14 protein-coding genes are annotated in these 14,311 nt (G+C 72.4%); 8 read left to right on the forward strand and 6 right to left on the reverse strand.

Features of this window, described 5'->3' with window-relative positions:
- Positions 1–256: 256 nt before the first annotated feature.
- Positions 257–754, reverse strand: a complete 498-nt coding sequence (locus ACWDN5_RS00740; RefSeq protein ID WP_449673734.1) for a hypothetical protein — start codon at positions 752–754, stop codon at positions 257–259.
- Entirely contained in the window at positions 751–1,293 is a 543-nt protein-coding gene (locus ACWDN5_RS00745; RefSeq protein WP_449673735.1) for an RNA polymerase sigma factor, read from the reverse strand. Before ACWDN5_RS00745 ends, ACWDN5_RS00740 begins: the two co-directional genes overlap by 4 nt.
- A gap of 157 nt (positions 1,294–1,450) precedes the next feature.
- Between ACWDN5_RS00745 and ACWDN5_RS00750 the strand changes: the two genes are divergently transcribed.
- The 4 genes from ACWDN5_RS00750 to ACWDN5_RS00765 all read left to right on the forward strand — a co-directional run bounded on the left by ACWDN5_RS00750 (position 1,451) and on the right by ACWDN5_RS00765 (position 5,145).
- Positions 1,451–2,428 (forward strand): ATP-binding cassette domain-containing protein, encoded by a 978-nt coding sequence (locus ACWDN5_RS00750; RefSeq protein WP_449673736.1) that lies wholly within the window; start codon positions 1,451–1,453, stop codon positions 2,426–2,428.
- Positions 2,418–3,182: an ABC transporter permease gene (locus ACWDN5_RS00755; protein WP_310973906.1), complete on the forward strand. Its 765-nt coding sequence runs from the start codon at positions 2,418–2,420 to the stop codon at positions 3,180–3,182. The genes ACWDN5_RS00750 and ACWDN5_RS00755 overlap by 11 nt, the downstream gene beginning before the upstream one ends.
- A 78-nt stretch (positions 3,183–3,260) precedes the next feature.
- Entirely contained in the window at positions 3,261–3,875 is a 615-nt protein-coding gene (locus ACWDN5_RS00760) for a glycoside hydrolase family 25 protein (protein WP_310973908.1), read from the forward strand.
- 19 nt (positions 3,876–3,894) lie between these two features.
- Complete coding sequence (locus tag ACWDN5_RS00765) at positions 3,895–5,145, forward strand: aminodeoxychorismate synthase component I (protein ID WP_449673737.1); 1,251 nt, start codon at positions 3,895–3,897, stop codon at positions 5,143–5,145.
- Here ACWDN5_RS00765 and ACWDN5_RS00770 read toward each other — a convergent pair.
- On the reverse strand, positions 5,122–6,078 hold the full coding sequence (locus ACWDN5_RS00770) for a quinone oxidoreductase family protein (RefSeq protein ID WP_449673738.1): 957 nt from the start codon (positions 6,076–6,078) through the stop codon (positions 5,122–5,124). The two genes, ACWDN5_RS00765 and ACWDN5_RS00770, sit on opposite strands and share 24 nt — an antisense overlap.
- Before the next feature lie 42 nt (positions 6,079–6,120).
- Between ACWDN5_RS00770 and ACWDN5_RS00775 the strand changes: the two genes are divergently transcribed.
- Positions 6,121–6,654 (forward strand): QsdR family transcriptional regulator, encoded by a 534-nt coding sequence (locus ACWDN5_RS00775; RefSeq protein ID WP_449673739.1) that lies wholly within the window; start codon positions 6,121–6,123, stop codon positions 6,652–6,654.
- Here ACWDN5_RS00775 and rsmI read toward each other — a convergent pair.
- Positions 6,647–7,483, reverse strand: a complete 837-nt coding sequence (gene rsmI / locus ACWDN5_RS00780) for a 16S rRNA (cytidine(1402)-2'-O)-methyltransferase (RefSeq protein WP_449673740.1) — start codon at positions 7,481–7,483, stop codon at positions 6,647–6,649. The genes ACWDN5_RS00775 and rsmI overlap by 8 nt on opposite strands.
- Positions 7,484–7,550: 67 nt before the next feature.
- Between rsmI and ACWDN5_RS00785 the strand changes: the two genes are divergently transcribed.
- Complete coding sequence (locus ACWDN5_RS00785) at positions 7,551–9,119, forward strand: dolichyl-phosphate-mannose--protein mannosyltransferase (RefSeq protein ID WP_310973916.1); 1,569 nt, start codon at positions 7,551–7,553, stop codon at positions 9,117–9,119.
- 1 nt (position 9,120) lies between these two features.
- Here ACWDN5_RS00785 and ACWDN5_RS00790 read toward each other — a convergent pair whose 3' ends face one another.
- Positions 9,121–9,834 (reverse strand): AraC family transcriptional regulator, encoded by a 714-nt coding sequence (locus tag ACWDN5_RS00790; RefSeq protein ID WP_449673784.1) that lies wholly within the window; start codon positions 9,832–9,834, stop codon positions 9,121–9,123.
- A 76-nt stretch (positions 9,835–9,910) separates the two neighbouring features.
- Here ACWDN5_RS00790 and ACWDN5_RS00795 point away from each other — a divergent pair, with 76 nt between their 5' ends.
- On the forward strand, positions 9,911–10,480 hold the full coding sequence (locus tag ACWDN5_RS00795) for a class I SAM-dependent methyltransferase (RefSeq protein WP_310973917.1): 570 nt from the start codon (positions 9,911–9,913) through the stop codon (positions 10,478–10,480).
- Here the strand turns inward: ACWDN5_RS00795 and ACWDN5_RS00800 are convergent.
- On the reverse strand, positions 10,477–12,249 hold the full coding sequence (locus ACWDN5_RS00800) for a serine/threonine-protein kinase (protein WP_449673741.1): 1,773 nt from the start codon (positions 12,247–12,249) through the stop codon (positions 10,477–10,479). The genes ACWDN5_RS00795 and ACWDN5_RS00800 overlap by 4 nt on opposite strands.
- A gap of 184 nt (positions 12,250–12,433) precedes the next feature.
- Here ACWDN5_RS00800 and ACWDN5_RS00805 point away from each other — a divergent pair, with 184 nt between their 5' ends.
- On the forward strand, positions 12,434–14,302 hold the full coding sequence (locus ACWDN5_RS00805) for a propionyl-CoA synthetase (RefSeq protein WP_449673742.1): 1,869 nt from the start codon (positions 12,434–12,436) through the stop codon (positions 14,300–14,302).
- Positions 14,303–14,311 lie beyond the last annotated feature (9 nt).

Genomic DNA, 14,311 nt, shown 5'->3' on the forward strand with positions numbered 1-14,311 from the left:
CCTTATTAGCCTACGGAGGGCGTCACGCGCGTTTTCGGGAGGGAGGTCCAGCCCGGGTCGATCTACCACGCCTGAAGAAGATGACCGCCGAGGACCTGCTGGAGCCAGCGGCAGGCGGAGCTGATGCTCGAGGAGCTGAAGGTCGGCAGGGGCCTGGGCACGCCGGAGCACGTCGGCGAGCTGTACCGGCGGTGGGGCGGGATCACGAACGCGAGCCACGCCTGGCCGGAACGCCTGATCGTGCGGCTCGAAGCGATCAGGCGGTCTGGTCGCGAAGGGTGTCCCGCAGGCGCAGCAGTGCGGCGCGCCGGGCGTGTGCCCGCGCCAGCAGCAGCCCGGCCGCCACGACGAGGACACCGCCGGTCAGGGCGGTGGCCAGGAGCTCGGCCGTGGTGCCGCGGGACGCGGCCACGGCCGTGCCGGCGGCGCCGGTGGCCAGGCTGACCGCGAGCGCGAGCCGGGCGCCCAGCACCCGGTCCCGGGCGAACAGCGGCCGCCGGCGGCTCAGCACCCACCCGGCGAAGGCGGCCCAGGCCAGGCCGACCGCGATCAGCGCGGCGAAGGCGGCCCGGGTGCGGGCGGGCAGCGGGTGCGGCTCGGTCACCCACAGCACGGTGAGCAGCGCCGCCCCGCACCCGCCCGCGAGCCCCACGGCCACGTGCCGCATCCGGGAGCGCAGCGAGACCTCCGCCGCCAGCGCGCGCTCCAGTTCCACCGGGACGGCCCGGTCCGTCGCGTCGTCGTGCTCACTCATGCCTCGTACCCCTTCTCCACCAGGGCCTCCCGCAGCATCCGGCGCGCGCGGTGCAGCCTGCTTTTGACCGTGCCCGGCGGGACGCCGAGCACCTCCGCGCAGCCGGCCAGCGGGAGGTCCTCCAGGTGGAACAGGATCAGCACCTCGCGTTCCAGCGGCGGCAGCCCGCTCAGGCCGGCTTCGACCTCCAGCGCGGTCAGGACGTCACCGAGGCCGTCGTCGGCCGTGGCCTCGTCCGGCTCGGCCTCGGCGGTCCGCGGCGCCCCGTACGCCCGGCGCAGGTGGTCGGTCACGGTGCGCCGGGCGATGGTGAACAGCCACGGGGCGAACCGGTCCGGCTCCTGCAGGCGCGGCAGCCCGCGCACCACCGACACCCACGCCTCCTGCGCGAGGTCGTCCGCGACGTGCGACGAGCCCACCATGCCCCGCACGTAGCGCCACAGCGGTCCGTGCCAGCGCCGGACGAGGTCGTGGAACGCCGCCCGCTCCCCGAGCTGGCAGCGCACCACCAGCAACTCGTTGCGCCGTTCCTCGCTCACCGCGTCTCCCCGTCTCACGTCGTGCGCGTCACCAAGACAGTCGGGGTTCCGGGCGGAAAGGTTCACCGCCGCGGTAATCAAATTTGACTAGTGCACTCTTCTGAGGCACAGTGTGCGACTCAATTAGTCAAGATGGACTACTGCGAGAGGGGATCTCATGATCACGGCACGCGGTCTCGAGCGGCGGTTCCGCCGCAAGGGCCGCACTGGGGGCGAAGTCCACGCGGTGAAGGGCGTCGACCTCGACGTCGAAGCGGGTGAGCTGGTCGGCTTCCTCGGGCCCAACGGCGCCGGGAAGACGACCACCCTGCGGATGCTGACCACGCTGCTGAAGCCGACCGCGGGCACCGCGACCGTCGGCGGCTGCGACCTCCTGTCCGACCCGCTGGGCGTGCGCAAGCGGATCGGCTACGTCGCCCAGGGCGGCGGCAGCGCGCCCGAGAGCAAGGTCGCCGACGAGCTGGAGCTGCAGGGCCGGCTCTACCGGATGAGCAAGGCCGACGCGATCGCGCGCGGCGCCGAACTCGCCGAGCAGCTCGACCTGACCGGGCTGGACCAGCGGCTGACCAAGACGCTCTCGGGCGGGCAGCGGCGCCGGCTCGACATCGCGCTCGGGCTGATCCACTCGCCCGGCCTGGTGTTCCTCGACGAGCCGTCGACCGGCCTCGACCCGCAGAGCCGCGCCAACCTGTGGGACCACATCCGCCGGCTGCGCGCGGAGCAGGGCGTCACGGTCTTCCTGACCACCCACTACCTGGACGAGGCGGACGCGCTGTCGGACCGCCTGATCGTGATCGACGACGGCCGGATCGTCGCCGAAGGGACGTCGGACGCGCTCAAGGCGCGGGTCAACGGCGACCGCGTCGAGGTGGGTGTCGAGCCGGAGCAGGCCGCGGACGCCGCGGAGATCGCCGGGCGGCTCGCGGGTGTTCAGGAGCTGTCCGTCGACGGCGGGGAGGTCCGGTTCCGGGTGCCGCGCGGCGACGTCGCGCTGCCGGAGCTGCTGCGGGCGCTGGACGCGAAGAGCATCGCGATGCTGTCGGTGCAGGTCCACCGGCCGACGCTCGACGACGTCTTCCTGACACTCACCGGGCGTTCGCTGCGGGAAGCGGAGGAGGCCGGCCGTGCTGCGTGACACCTGGCTGATCTTCCGCCGCGACATGCTGGCGGCGCTGCGCAACCCGACCTGGGTGCTGATCGGGATCATGCAGCCGCTGCTGTACCTGTTCCTGTTCGGGCCGCTGATGGTCCGGACCGTGCAGGACCAGGGCCTGACCGAAACGGCGGGCTGGATGCTGCTGACCCCGGCGCTGATCGCCCAGCTGGCCCTGTTCGGCAGCTCGTTCGTCGGCTTCGGGCTGCTGGCCGAATACCGCTCCGGCGTCGTCGAGCGGTTCCGGGTGACGCCGGTCAGCCGGGTCGCGCTGCTGCTGGGCAAGGTGCTGGCCAACGCGCTGCAGGCGGTGGTGCAGGCCGTGCTGATCATCGTGCTGGCCACGCTGGTGTTCCCGCTCGACGCCCCGGCGGGCGGCGTGCTGCTGAGCCTGGTGATCGTGTTCCTGCTGGCGGTGTCGCTGGCGTCGTGCTCCTACGCGCTGGCGTTGACGCTGAAGAGCGAGGAGACGTTCCCGGCCTTGCTCAACGCGGTGTTGATCCCGCTGCTGCTGCTTTCCGGCATCCTGCTGCCGATCACCGCCGGGCGGGCGCCGGACTGGCTCTACACGGTTTCGCGGATCAACCCGTTCCGGCACGTGGTCGACGTCGAGCGGAACAGCTTCGGCGGCGACTTCACGATGGACGCCCTGTTCACGGGCAGTGTCGTGGTGCTGGTGATGGCGGTGTTGTCCCTGTGGTGGGGCACCCGGACGTTCCAGCGCGAAAACGCCTGATCAACCGCGCGTTTGTCACTGCGGGTCCGTCCCCGGCGACGTATGGTGTGCTCTCCACCGACGTGCCGGGGGCGGACCGTGACAGAGCCGGAGAGTGAACTCGGCATTTCGCTGTCGCACCGCGAGCGGGTGGCCGACTGGCAGGCCGTGCGCGCCGCCCAGACCCGGTTCGTGTCGGTGACGATCAGCGAGAACGTCAACTGGAGCAACCCCGCCGCGGAGCGGAACCTGGCCGGCGCGCAGGAAGCCGGGCTGCACGCGGGCGGTCGGCACTACGCCCGGCCCGGCGCCGTGCACGACCAGGCGGACTTCTTCGTGCGGACGGCGAGCCGGCTCGGCGCGTTCGCCCCGGGCTCGCTGGCCCCGGCACTGGAGGTCGCGGCGCCGAGCGTCGACGACCGGTTCGTCAAGGCGTGGATCAAGCACGTCCGCCACGCGGCCCGCATCGAGCGGGTACTGGTTTACGCCGACCACGACTGCTGGGCGCACCGGCTGCACCCGGACCGCTGGGCCGACAGCGAGGTCGTGCTGTGGCTGATCCGGCACAACGGCATCCCCGGGCGGCCGGGCTGGTTCCACTCGCGGCTCGGCGTGCACCAGCACGCCTACGCCCCGGACGTCCCCGGCATCGCGGCGCCGGTGGAGCAGAACGCCGTCGTGTACCCGTTCACATTGGGCGACTTGCTGCTCTGACGTGTGGTGGTATGTCGCCATGCGCGTGACGAGCAGGGCACTCCGGACGGACGTGACGCCGGCGCACGCGTTCTCGGTGCTCGCCCACCACGCCGCTTCGCACGGGTTGCCACCGCCGGCCATGCTGTCCGGTGAGTGGTTTTCTTCCCGGGCGGTGATCGCGCCGTCGCTGGCGGTCGCCCCGTCCGCGTTGCCTTCCTTCGCGCCGGAGGTCGACGCCGCCCCCGGCGTGCTCGGCGGCGGCTGGTTCGGCTACCTGTCCTACGACTCGGCGGACCCGTCCGGCCGCACCGGCGCGCTGCCCGCGTCCGCCTGGGGCTGGGCGGACCACGTGCTGCGGTGGTCCGGCACGGGTACGTGCTACCTGGAGTCCCTGGACGGCGGCGGCCCCTCGGTGTCCACAATGGAGTCGCTGCTGGCTTCGCCCGTGCCCCCGGCGTCGTGGACGGCGGGGCCGCTGCAGCGTCCGCTGCCCTCGGAACACCGGGACGCGGTGAAGGCGTGCGTGCACGCGATCGAAGCCGGCGAGCTGTTCCAGGCCAACATCTGCGCCCGGTTCACGGGTCCGTTCTCGGGGTCTCCCGCGGCGTTGTTCGCGGCGGGGGTGTCTTCGCTGTCGCCCCGCCGCGCGGCCTTCCTGTCGGGGGCGTGGGGGTCGGTGGTTTCGTTCTCGCCGGAGCTGTTCCTCGCCCGTCACCGGCGTTCGGTGCGCTCGACGCCGATCAAAGGGACGCTCCCCCGCCGCGGGCCCGAGGACGACGGGAACGCCGCGCTGCTGCGGCAGTCCACCAAGGACGTCGCGGAGAACGTGATGATCACCGACCTGGTGCGCAACGACCTCGGCCGGGTGTGCCAGGTGGGGTCGGTGACGGTGCCGTCGCTGCTGCAGGTCCGCGAGGCGCCCGGGGTCTGGCACCTGGACTCGACGGTGACGGGCGTGCTGCGGCCCTCGGTTCCGGACGCCGCGTTGCTGGAAGCGACCTTCCCGCCGGGGTCGGTGACGGGCGCGCCGAAGATCCGCGCGCTGGACTTGATCGCGGCCTTGGAGCCGTGCGGGCGCGGGGTCTACACGGGCGCGATCGGGCTGGTGTCCCCGGCGGCGGGGCTGGAGCTGAACGTCGCGATCCGCACGTTCGAGATCGCCGAGGGCGCGATCGCCCTGGGCGTGGGCGGCGGCATCACGGCGGATTCGGACCCGGAGGCGGAGTGGCAGGAGTGCCTCCACAAGGCGGCACCCCTGGAACGCCTACTTGCCGGGGTCGAGCAGTAGCTTCCCGACCGTCTTGCGCGACCGCAGGGCCTCGTGCGCGCCACGGGCGTCCGACAGCGCGTACTCGCCACCCGGGATCGCCTTGAGCTTGCCCGCCTTCACCAGGTCGAACAGCTCCGTCAGCGCCGTCCCGAAGACGTTGCCCGGCAGCCGGAAGACGTGCGGGAGCCACATGCCGCTGATCGTCGTGCTGTGGCCGAGGATGTTGCGCAGCTCCACCGGCTTCGGGTTCTCGCGGCCCGCCATGCCGTAGAACGCCAGCCGCCCGAAGGGGGCGAGGGCGGCGATGCTCTGGTCGGTGGTCGTCCCGCCGACCATGTCGAGCACGACGTCGACGCGGCGGCCGTCGTTCGCCTCGATCAGGGCGGCCGTCATGTCCTCGGCGCGCGAGTCGATGGCGATGTCCGCCCCCAGCTCGAGGGCCAGCGCGCGCTTCTCCTCGCTGCTCGCGGTGGCGATGACGCGCCCGGCACCCCAGGCCTTGGCGAGCTGGACGGCGACCGTCCCGACCCCGCCGGCGGCCGCGTGCACGACGACCGATTCGCCTTCGGCCAGGTGGGCGTTCTTGCGGAGCAGGACCCACGCGGTCGTGCCCTGGACCAGCATGGACAGCGCGGTGAGGTCGTCGATGCCGTCGGGCACCGGGAACGTCGTGGCCGACGGCGCGACGGCCTTCTCGGCGTACCCGCCACCGCCGTTGAGCAGGGCGACGACCCGCTTGCCGTCCTGGGTGCCGACGACCTCGCCGCCGGGGACGAGCGGCAGCCGGGACGGCGCGAGGTAGGAGTTCTCGGCCTGGTGGGTGTCGGCGTAGTTGACGCCGATGCGCTCGACGTCGATGAGCACCTCGCCGGGCCCGGCCACCGGGTCGGGCAGCTCGACGGGAGTGAGCACCTCGGGTCCGCCGAACTCGGTCACCTGCACTGCGCGCATGTCGCGTTCCCTCTCCGTCGTGGTTGTGAGACATTCTGACATATGTCTCAGGAGTTCGAGGTGGCCCGTGAGTGGTTCCTGTCCGGCCGCCGGCTGGACATGGGCGAGCTGGCTCAGGAGCTGTCGATCAGCCGCGCGACGCTGCACCGGCGAGTGGGGTCTCGCGACCTGCTGCTGGGCGAGATCCTGTGGTCGCTCTCGGAGGTCACGATCGCCCACCTGTGGCCTTCATGCGCCGGCCGCGGCGCGGCCGGGATCGCGGACTTCGTGAGCGGGTACGTCCGGCTGGCGAACGACGCACCGCCGTTCCGCGACTTCCTGCGCCGCGAGCCGGAGCGCGCTTTGCGGCTGCTGACGACCCGCGCAAGCGTTTGCCAACGCCGGACGACGGAGAAGCTGGTCACCCTGCTGGAGGGCGAGGTCGCGGCCGGGCGGCTGGTCCCGCCGCTGCCGGTGCCGGATCTGGCTTACCTGCTGGTCCGGATCGGCGAGTCGTTCGTCTACACCGACGTGATCACCGGCGACGCCCCGGACGCGGCGAAGGCGCATGCCGCGGTGACGGCGCTGCTCACCTGACCCGCGCCGCCAGCACGGCGTCGTAAAGCTCCTTTTTGGACACCCCGGCCGCCGCGGCGACCTCCGCCGCCGCGGACTTCAGGCGCTCGCCGGACGCCACCCGGTCGGCCACCTCGCCCACCAGGTCCGCCACCGAAACCGCGCGCGGCTCGGCGCCCGAGAGCACCACCGTGATCTCGCCGCGCACCCCGTCCTCGGCCCACGCAGCCAGCTCCGCCAGCGTTCCCCGCTTCACCTCTTCGTACGTCTTCGTCAGCTCCCGGCACACCGCCGCGCGCCGGTCCGGCCCCAGAACCGCGGCCGCATCGGACAAAAGGGATGCCAGGCGGTGCGGGGACTCGAAGAACACCGCCGTCCGGGGCTCGTCGCGCAACGCCGTCAGCCAGCGCGTGCGCTCGCCCGGCTTGCGGGGCGCGAAGCCCTCGAAACAGAACCGGTCGCACGGCAAACCGGACAACGCCAGCGCCGTCGTCACCGCGGACGGGCCGGGCAGGCACGTCACCGGTAGATCCTCCGCCACGCACGCCGCCACCAGGCGGAAGCCCGGGTCGGACACGCTCGGCATGCCCGCGTCCGTCACCAGGACCACCGTTTCGCCCGCCTGCAACGCTTCGAGCAGCTTGGGGAGGCGCGCCGACTCGACGTCCTCGTAGAAGCTCACCACGCGGCCGCGCGGGGTCACGCCCAGCGCCGTCGCCAGCGACCGGAACCGGCGGGTGTCCTCGGCGGCGATCACGTCCGCGTCCGCCAGGGCCGAAGCCAGGCGCGGGGAAGCGTCGCGGACGTCGCCGAGCGGGGTGGCGGCGAGGATCAGACGGCCCTGGGTCACCCGGCCAGCCTAGGCTGATCAGCGGATCCGGACGACGGACGCCCTGCCTCGCCCGTAGGATCGCCCCGTGACCGCCGTGCTGACCCGTCCCGACGACGAAAGCGTCCGGCCGGACCCGGTCGAGGCGCTCCGGCCGCCCACCGACCGCGAGCTGACCCTGCTCGGCCGAGGCATGCCGGCCGACCGGCTGCGCGGCTGGGTCGTCACCCTGGTGCTGACGCTGATCGGCGGCATCGTCCGCCTGCAGAACCTCGGCGTGCCCACCGACAAGGGCAGCCCGGTCTTCGACGAGAAGCACTACGTCCCGCAGGCGTGGCAGGTGCTGCGCAACGGCGGTTACGAGGACAACTACGGCTACGAGCTGGTCGTCCACCCGCCGCTGGCCAAGCAGCTGATCGCGATCGGCGAATGGCTGTTCGGTTACAACGGCTGGGGCTGGCGGATCATGCCCGCGCTGGCCGGCACGCTGCTGGTGCTGCTGGTCGTCCGCGTCGCCCGGCGCCTGACCCGCTCCACGCTGCTCGGGGGCATCGCCGGCATCCTGGTGATCAGCGACGGCGTGCTGCACCTGCAGTCGCGGATGGGCATGCTCGACATCTTCATCGCGCTGTTCGTCTTCGCCGCGTTCGCCTGCCTGCTGGTGGACCGCGACCAGGTGCGCGAACGGCTGGCGACGGCGGTCCGCGAGGGCTGGGTCAACGAGTCCGTCTGGGGCCCCAAGCTGGGCTTCCGCTGGTGGCGGTTCGCGACCGGGCTGATGATCGGGCTCACCTTCGGCGTCAAGTGGTCGGCGCTGTACTACATCGTCGCGTTCGGGCTGCTGTGCGTGTTCTTCGACGTCGCGGCCCGGCGTGCGGCCGGCGTCGAACGGCCCTGGCTGGGCACGATCCGCCGGGACGTGCTGCCCGCGCTGTGGGCCATCCTGATCATCCCGTTCCTGATGTACTTCGCCGCGTACTGGGCCTGGTTCGCCAGCGAGACGGCGACCGACCGGCACTACACCGAGATCAAGGACATCGCGCCGGGCTTCTGGTCGTGGGTGCCGCCGGCGCTGCGCTCGCTCGGCGACTACACGGCGAACGTCCTGCACTTCCACGAAACGCTGGTCACGCCCAAGGACAACCCGCACCCGTGGGAGTCCAAGCCGTGGACGTGGCCGATGGGCCTGCGCCCGATGCTCTACAGCTACAACGGCGAAGTCACCGGCTGCGGCGAGGCCCGCTGCATCAGCGCGACGATGCTGATCGGCACCCCGGCGATGTGGTGGCTGGCGATCCCGATGCTCGGCTGGGCGGCCTGGCGCTCGATCTTCCGCGCGGACTGGCGCTTCGCGGCGGTCCTGGTCGGTTACCTCGGCGGGTACGTCTTCTGGTTCACCAACATCGACCGCCAGATGTACTTCTTCTACGCGACCCCGCTGGCGGCGTTCCTGGTGCTGGGGCTGACGTTGTGCCTGGGCCAGATCCTGGGCAGCGCGCGGCGCGGCTTCGAAAGACGTGGGACCGGTCTGCTCGTGGTGTCGCTGTACGTCGGGCTGGTGGTGGCGAACTTCGCCTGGCTGTGGCCGATCCTGAACGGCATCGCGATCACGAACGGCCAGTGGGAGGCCGAGCGCTGGCTGCCGTCCTGGCGGTAGCTCAGCCCGCGAAGTAGGCGCCCGGCGTGACCCCGACGGCGCGCCGGAAGGCGGCGACGAACGCGCTGGCCGAGCTGTACCCGACCCGGTAGGCCACCGTCTCCAGCGGCGTGCCCTGGGCCAGCAGCGGCAGGGCCGCACGCAGCCGCACCTGCGTGCGCCAGGTCCCGAACGGCATCCGGCACTCCCGGACGAAGATTCGCGCCAGCGTGCGTTCCGCGGCGCCGACGTCCCGGCCGAACTCGGCGAGCGTGCGGGCGTCGGCCGGGTTCGCCAGCACCGCGCGCTCGACGTCCCGCGCCCGGGCGTCGTCCGGTGACGGCACCACGATCGGCACCACGTCGAGGGGTTCCAGCAGGTCGAAGGCCACGGCTTCGGCGCGCAGCCGGGCGTCGGGCGCGACGCCGTCGCCGGTCAGGTACTCCAGCAGTTCCCGCAGCAACGGCCGGACGACGACGATCCGCGGTTCCGGCCACGACACCGGCGAGTGCGCCGGGTCGGCGTAGATGCCCCGCAGCGCGGCCCGCCCGAGAGCGCCGGTCCGGTGCCGCACGCCGGCGGGCATCCAGAGGGCCCGCGTCGGCGGGAGGACCCAGCCCGCGTCGCCTGCCTTGACCGCGACGACCCCGCGCGCCGACCAGACGAGCTGGTGCGCCGGGTGTTCGTGCCACGGGAACCAGGTCCCGGCGGGCAGGTCGAGCGCGCCGAGAAGCATGGCTTGGCTGTTTGGCGACATGAGTTGGCAGCGTATCGGCTACCGGCCACCCGCGCCCCGAAATAGCGTCGGGACCATGCCGATGAACCTCATCCACCGCAAGCTCTGCCGGTCCGCCTGGTGGGCGGACAAGATCGAGCGGCTCCTGAAGCCCTGGCTGGCCCGCCAGGACCTCGGCGACGACGTCCTCGAGCTCGGCCCCGGCTTCGGCGCGACGACGAACCTGCTGCTCGACGTGGTCCCGAAGCTGACGGTCCTGGAGATCGACCCGGCTTCCACCCAGCTCCTGCGCGAGAAGTTCGGCGACCGCGCCGACGTCCACGAGGGCAGCGGCGCCGAGATGCCCTTCGCGGAGGGCCGCTTCTCGGCGGTCGTCTGCTTCACGATGCTGCACCACGTCCCGACGACCGAGCTGCAGGACGCGATCTTCGCCGAAGCGGCCAGGGTCCTGCGGCCGGGCGGGAGGTTCTGCGGCACGGACAGCCAGCTCAGCTTCCGGTTCCGGCTGCTGCACATCGGCGACACGATGAACGTGCTCGACGCATCTACCCTGGCGCAGCGGCTGAAGAAGGCCGGGTTCGAGCAGGTCGAGGTGCAGACCCGCCCGAAGGAGACCGTGACGTTCTCGGCGGTCAAGCCCGGCTAGCGGCGGGGCAGCTGGCTCCCCGGCTGGCGCGGCACCACCCGCGTCACCGGGCCGTCCGCGGACTTGCCCGCCCGCGACAGCCAGCCCTCGACCTCGCGCCGCACCGCGTTCAGCGTCGGGCGCCGGCGTGGCTCCGGGTCGAGTGACGCCGCCAGCAGCCGCGCGTGCGCACTCCGCTGGGGCAGCCGCGACACCGGCTCCGCCCGGGCCGCCGCCATCAACGCCGCCATCGGTGTCTCGCGCGTCCCACGCGGCGGCTGGCCCGACAGCGCGTAACTGATCGTCGCCGCCAGCTGCCACGCGTCCGAGGCCGGCGACGCCGCCGAGCCCATCGCCTGCTCGGGGGCCACGAAGTCCGGCGTGCCGATCATCATGCCGGTCGCCGTCATCTTCGAGTCGCCCTGGCTGCGGGCGATGCCGAAGTCGATCAGGTGGGCCAGGCCGCTCGGGTCGAGCACGATGTTCGACGGCTTGATGTCGCGGTGCAGGACGCCCTTCTCGTGCGCCGCCGCCAGTGCGCCCGCCATCGTCGCCCACAGGCGGCCCGCCGCGACGTCGTCCAGCGGGCCCTGGCCGTCGACCAGCTCGGCCAGGGGGCGGCCCTCCAGGTACTCCATCACCAGCGCCAGGCCGTCCGGCTCCTCGGCCAGGTCGTACACCTTGACGCAGTTCGGGTGGCTGACCACGGCCAGCGCGCGGGCCTCGCGCTGCATGCGCTCGGCCGTGTCGCGGTCCGGCGCGTGCGCGATCTTCAGCGCGACCGTGCGGTTCAGCTGGGTGTCCACGGCCTGCCAGACCGTGCCGAACCCGCCCGCGCCCAGCTGCTTGACGCGCCGGTAGCGGCTGCCACCGGCGTTGCGGGAGCCCGGCGGCGGCGGGATCGGGCCCGGGGCCGCGGCCAGCATGCCCCCCGGCGGGGACGGCGGCTCGGGCGCGGACGCCAGCGCCGTCTTCGGGTACGGGCGGTTGGCCGGGGGCGGCGGTGGGGGCGGCGGGGTCGGACGCGGCTGGACCTGCGACGGCGGCGGGCGGTGCAGCTCCGGTTCGCGACGCAGCGGCGGCTCGTCCGGCCGGTCCGACCGGTTGATCACCGACCACGGCGGCGGCCCGACCATCGCGACCGGGATCAGCCCCAGCACGCTGAACGGCAGGAACCCGAGCCAGAAGTGCAGCGCGGTGTTCGCCTCCATGCCGACGCTGAACACGAGCATCGCGGCGAACGGGATCCAGAAGAACCGCGACGGCCACTTCGGGCCGCGGCGGAAGGCCGTGCGGCCCTGCAGCATCACGAAGAACAGCGAGCCGGCACCCAGCACGATGAACGCCAGCAGGTACACGAAGAACGGGAGGTCCTTGCCGTTCTGCGAGGACAGCACGTCGAAGACGGTCTGGCCGCCGCCCAGGTAGTCCCGCTGGTTGTCCACCCAGCAGCCACCGGGGCCGTTCAGCGTCGACAGCTCGGTCGCCGACAGCCCGGTCTTCGCCTTGCCGTAGGCCGCCTGGAAGACGCCCGAGACGCCGATGGCCAGCAGCCACGGCAGCACCAGCGTGCTGAGCAGGCCGATCACGCCGAAGACGCCCAGTGTCGTGGCGTCGTAGCGGTTGCCGGTGCCCTTCCGGATGATCGACACGGCGACCGCGCCGATCGGCGGGAGCAGCGCGACCAGCGCACCGGCCGCACTCGTGGCCCAGACCCAGTCGCCGGGGCAGAAACCCGGGCCGAACAAGGAATGGGCTAGCGAGAGCAACGCGCTCGCGAGTCCGTTCACCGCCGGGCTCCCCTCACTGTCCGTGTTCACTTCGTGGCCGTCACGCGGCGTTTGCCCGCGGTCCAGCTTAGGACGCTCCCGGGCTCCGTGAGGTTGCCGGGTCTTTCCGCGCGGGAATCCGGCGCGCCCGCCGCTCCCGCGCCATGATGGGACCGGCGGAACGTCCGACCCGAAGGAGCCGAGCATGGGCGCGTACTCCGAAGCCTACCGGCGCAGCCTGGCCGAGCGGGACGCGTTCTGGCTGGCCGCGGCCCAGTCGATCAGCTGGACCAGAGCGCCGGAGCGGGCCTTGGACGACGCCCGCCCACCCTTCTACCGGTGGTTCCCGGACGCCGAGCTGAACACCTCGTACAACGCGCTGGACCGGCACATCGAGGCCGGCCGCGGCGGCCAGGCCGCGCTGATCTGGGACTCTCCCGTGACCGGACGGCAACGCACCTACACCTACGAGGAGCTGCGGGACACCGTCGCGCGGTTCGCCGGCGCGCTGCGCTCGCTGGGGGTCACTAAGGGTGACCGGGTCATCGTCTACCTGCCGATGGTGCCGGAGGCCGCGATCGCCATGCTGGCCTGCGCGCGGATCGGCGCGGTGCACTCGGTGGTCTTCGGCGGGTTCGCGCCGAAGGAGCTGGCCGCCCGGATCGAGGACGCGAAACCCAAGGTCATCCTGGCCGCGTCCTGCGGCATCGAGCCGACGCGGGTGGTCGAGTACCAGCCGATCATCGAGGCCGCCCTCGGCATGACCGAGCACCAGCCCGACCACGTCGTCATGCTGCAGCGCGAGCAGGCACCGGCCACGGCCGGCCGCCACTTCGACTGGCGCGAGCTGGCGGCGGGCGCCGACCCGGCCGACCCGGTGCCGGTCGCGGCCACCGATCCGCTCTACATCCTCTACACGTCCGGGACGACCGGGAAGCCGAAGGGCGTCGTCCGCGACACCGGCGGCCACGCCGTCGCGCTCGCCTACTCGATGGAGGCCGTCTACGACGTCCACGCCGGCGACGTCTGGTGGACCGCGTCCGACGTCGGCTGGGTCGTCGGGCACTCCTACATCGTCTACGCGCCGCTGCTCGTCGGAGCGACGACGGTGATGTACGAGGGCAAGCCCGTCGGCACGCCGGACGCGGGCGCGTTCTGGCGGGTCATCGCCGAGCACGGTGTCCAGGCCCTGTTCACCGCGCCGACCGCGCTGCGGGCCGTCAAGAAGGTCGACCCGGACGCCCGCGAGCTGGCGAAGTACGAGCTGAAGCAGTTCCGGACGCTGTTCCTGGCCGGCGAGCGGCTCGACCCGGAGACCTACCACTGGGCCCACGAGAAGCTCGGCGTCCCGGTGGTCGACCACTGGTGGCAGACCGAGACCGGCTGGCCGATCGCGGCGAACCCGCGCGGCCTGGAGCCGATGGACGTCAAGGCCGGGTCCGCGACCAAGCCGGTCCCCGGCTGGGACGTCCGGATCCTCGACCAAGCCGGCGAGGAGCTGCCGCCCGGGCGCGAAGGCGCCATCACGGTCAAGCTGCCGCTGCCGCCGGGGTCGTTGCCGACGCTCTGGGGCGACGACGAGCGCTACCGCGAGGCCTACCTCTCCCGCTACGAAGGCCACTACCTGACCGGCGACTCCGGTTACTTCGACGAAGACGGCTACCTGTTCGTCATGGGCCGCACCGACGACGTCATCAACGTCGCCGGGCACCGGCTGTCCACCGGGTCGATGGAGGCCGTGCTGGCCGCCCACCCGGCGGTCGCCGAGTGCGCCGTGATCGGCGTGGCCGACCAGCTCAAGGGCCAGCTCCCGCGCGGGTTCGTGGTGCTCAAGGCGGGCGCGGGCATCGCGCCGGAAAAGCTGCGCGAGGAACTGGTGGCGATGGTCCGCCGGGACATCGGCCCGGTCGCCGCCTTCCGTGACGTGTCCATTGTGGACGCGCTGCCGAAGACGCGGTCGGGGAAGATCCTGCGCAAGACCATGCGCGCGATCGCCGACGGCCGCGACGAGGCCGTGCCCTCGACGATCGAGGACCCGAGCGTCCTCGAGGCCATCCGGGCCGCCCTTCGTTAAGAGCTGTTC

The sequence above is a fragment of the Amycolatopsis sp. NPDC003731 genome, from assembly GCF_053586895.1.

Excerpts from the sequence above, each read along its gene's own strand:
- ACWDN5_RS00740 (WP_449673734.1), bottom strand. The coding sequence starts at position 754 with ATGAGTGAGCACGACGACGCGACGGACCGGGCCGTCCCGGTGGAACTG.
- ACWDN5_RS00750 (WP_449673736.1), top strand. The coding sequence starts at position 1,451 with ATGATCACGGCACGCGGTCTCGAGCGGCGGTTCCGCCGCAAGGGCCGC.
- ACWDN5_RS00765 (WP_449673737.1), top strand. The coding sequence starts at position 3,895 with ATGCGCGTGACGAGCAGGGCACTCCGGACGGACGTGACGCCGGCGCAC.
- ACWDN5_RS00770 (WP_449673738.1), bottom strand. The coding sequence starts at position 6,078 with ATGCGCGCAGTGCAGGTGACCGAGTTCGGCGGACCCGAGGTGCTCACT.
- ACWDN5_RS00775 (WP_449673739.1), top strand. The coding sequence starts at position 6,121 with ATGTCTCAGGAGTTCGAGGTGGCCCGTGAGTGGTTCCTGTCCGGCCGC.
- ACWDN5_RS00790 (WP_449673784.1), bottom strand. The coding sequence starts at position 9,834 with ATGCTTCTCGGCGCGCTCGACCTGCCCGCCGGGACCTGGTTCCCGTGG.
- ACWDN5_RS00795 (WP_310973917.1), top strand. The coding sequence starts at position 9,911 with ATGCCGATGAACCTCATCCACCGCAAGCTCTGCCGGTCCGCCTGGTGG.
- ACWDN5_RS00805 (WP_449673742.1), top strand. The coding sequence starts at position 12,434 with ATGGGCGCGTACTCCGAAGCCTACCGGCGCAGCCTGGCCGAGCGGGAC.